2 protein-coding genes and 1 pseudogene are annotated in these 2,509 nt (G+C 74.7%); all 3 read right to left on the minus strand.

Annotation, left to right across the window (positions count from 1 at the left end; translation table 11 throughout):
- Positions 1 to 624 (minus strand): annotated as a pseudogene (locus tag CCN56_RS39910) (hypothetical protein); the annotation flags it as partial.
- Positions 621 to 1,415 (minus strand): hypothetical protein, encoded by a 795-nt coding sequence (locus CCN56_RS39915; RefSeq protein ID WP_256962432.1) that lies wholly within the window; start codon positions 1,413 to 1,415, stop codon positions 621 to 623. The pseudogene CCN56_RS39910 and the gene CCN56_RS39915, both read right to left, overlap by 4 nt.
- An 86-nt stretch (positions 1,416 to 1,501) precedes the next feature.
- Positions 1,502 to 2,227: a Crp/Fnr family transcriptional regulator gene (locus tag CCN56_RS39920; protein WP_086832464.1), complete on the minus strand. Its 726-nt coding sequence runs from the start codon at positions 2,225 to 2,227 to the stop codon at positions 1,502 to 1,504.
- Between the last annotated feature and the right edge of the window lie 282 nt (positions 2,228 to 2,509).

The following is a 2,509-nucleotide window of genomic DNA, read 5'->3' on the forward strand; positions in this document are numbered from 1 at the left end:
CTCGTCGAGGAGGGCGAGCGCGGTGGCCTTGCGGCCGCTGCCGGGTTCGCCGCAGAGGACGAGGACCCGGTGGTCGCGGAGGCGGTCCCGCATCCGGGCGTAGCCGGCGGTCGCGCAGTACACCCGGCCCAGGTGGTCGAGCGTCTCGGGCGGGACGGGGCCCTGGACGAAGAGCGAGCGGTCGGAGCCGTGGAGGGCGAAGATCTGGTTGCCCTCGAAGACGGTGCCGTCGCCGTGGATGGTGGTCAGCCGGTCGGCCGCGCCGCCCGCCCAGGTGCGGACGGCCCGGAGCGCGGTGGCGGCGCCGCCGGTGTCGCTCTCGCCGCCGAGGGGTCCCCGGTCGGCGGTGGCGAAGACGCTCGGCTCGCGCGACTGCTCGCCGGCGGAGTCACCGCGCTCGCGGTCCCGGTCGCGGTCGCGGTCGCCGCGGTCCCGGTCCCGGTCGCCGCGCTCGCGGTCCCGGTCACTACGGTCACCCCGGTCACTACGGTCACCGCGGTCACCGCCTCGTTCGCCGCGGTCACCGCCCCGGTCCTGTCCGTCGCCCCGGCCGCCTCCGTCGCCCCGGTCGTGGCCGGAGTCGGGGGTGTCGCTCCCGGCCGCCGGCTCGTCCTGGTCGCTCACTGCGGTTCACCCGCCCCCGCGGCAGGGCCTTTGCGGATGCCGGTGAAATCCCCGTGGATGGTGTTGCCGTGGACGTCGAGCAGGTCTCCCCCGACGTGGTACGTACGGTTCCCGCCCCCGGTCCGGGGCGTTGGGCCGTCCCCCCGCGACGGCCCAACGCCGGTCCGTGAACCCCCCTCCGCCCCGGGCAGCGGCGGGGCGGTGCTGCGCGGTACGTGGAACCACGCGGTCTCGTCGGTCTCCTTGGACCGGATGCGGGCCGACCGGTAGTGCGCCGGCTCGACGTACCGCCCGCCCTCGGCGACCACGTTCCCGTACAGCCAGTCGGAGACGACGATCAGGAGGTCGACCTCGGGGCTCTCCGCCATGATCCGCTTGGCGGGGGCGCTGTCGCAGAGCCGGGCGGCGAGGTCCACCGCCCGCCCGACGAGCCCGTGCCCGTCCTGGGCGACGAGCCCCGCGTTCATGCCGATCCGCAGCCGCAGGCGGCGGCTCCGGCCCGTGTTGTGGGCGCGCAGGCTCTCGTAGAGGGTGTCGATCCACCGTCCGACCATGAGGGTCGGCGGCACGTCGGGGCGCAGGGCCGCGAGGATGCCGTCCCCCCTGTCCTCCTGGTGGAAGGTGCCGGGTTCGACGCCGACGGAGCCGTACGCCTCGTCGAAGGCGGCGTACATCGCGGCCCGGTGCAGCTCCTTCTCGGCCATGCCCAGGGTCCCGGAGCCGCAGATGTCGCCGAAGACGACGAACCGGTGGATCCCGCCCGCTACCCCGTTCACTTCCGCACTGCTCACTCTCGGACTCCCTGTGTGTGGTGCCGTGGTGGTGCGCGTGTCGCATGTCCAGACTGGCCGCGCGGCGCGGCCGGCGATGTAGCCGTTTACACACCCGGCGGAAATGCGGCCGCCGGGTTTCCGCCGGGGCGTGCGCGCCCCTGCGCGAGCAGCACCAGGACCGGCATGTCGAGGACGACGACGGTGCGGTTCGCGGTGCGGACGACGTCCTGCTCCCTGAGCAGGCGCAGGGCCTTGGCCACCGCCTCTCGGGTGGCTCCGATGGCCGCCGCCAGGTCGTGCTGGGGCAGCGGAAGGTCGAGTACGGTGCCGCCGTCGGCCCGGCGTCCGGCGCGCTCGGCCAGTTCGACGAGGCGGGCGGCGAGGCGCTGGAGGACGGTCTCGGAGGCGAGCGCGCGGCGTTCGACGTCGGCGCTGCGCAGTCGGGTGGCGAGCTGACGCATGATCAGCGCGGTGGCGTGCGGCCGGGCGGCGAGGAAGCGCCGGAACCGGTCGCCGGAGACGGCCACCGCCTCGACCGTGCCGAGGGCGGTGACGCTGGCGCTGCGCGGGCCCCGGTCGACGGCGGCGAGGTCGCCGACGACCTCGCCCGCGCCGCGCAGGGCGAGGATGAGCCGCGATCCGCGCTCGGTGCCGACGGAGACGACGGACCAGCCGGAGAGGAGCGCGAGGACGTAGGCGCTGGTGTCGCGTTCGCGGATCATCACCTCCCCGGGTTCGTAGACGCGCCGGGCGCCCTCGGCGAGCAGCGACCGCCGGTCGGCCGCGGGGAGGGCGTGGAGGAAGGAGCGGTCCTGGCCGAAGAGACTCATCGCCGCTCACCCCCGTACCGTCCGCGGGTCCTCCGGGGAAGACCGTCCACCGGTGGCCGACCGGCGCTTTCGTGTGTGTGTTCCCACCTCATGTGACCTGCTGCGCCACACTGTTGACGCTGTGTCACGTCATGGGGTGAAGAACGCTAGAGGGTGCGGAAGAAACGCGTCAACGGGCACGGGGGGCGCAGGGGAGCGCCGCCGTCGGCACCCCTGCGCCCCCCCGTGGAAGCGCCCCGGCGGGCTTCGCGAAGCCTTGGTGAAGGCTTCGCGAAGCCCGCC

Origin of the sequence: Streptomyces sp. NRRL B-24572 (genome assembly GCF_002156145.1) — a bacterium.
Classification (GTDB): domain Bacteria; phylum Actinomycetota; class Actinomycetes; order Streptomycetales; family Streptomycetaceae; genus Streptomyces; species Streptomyces vietnamensis.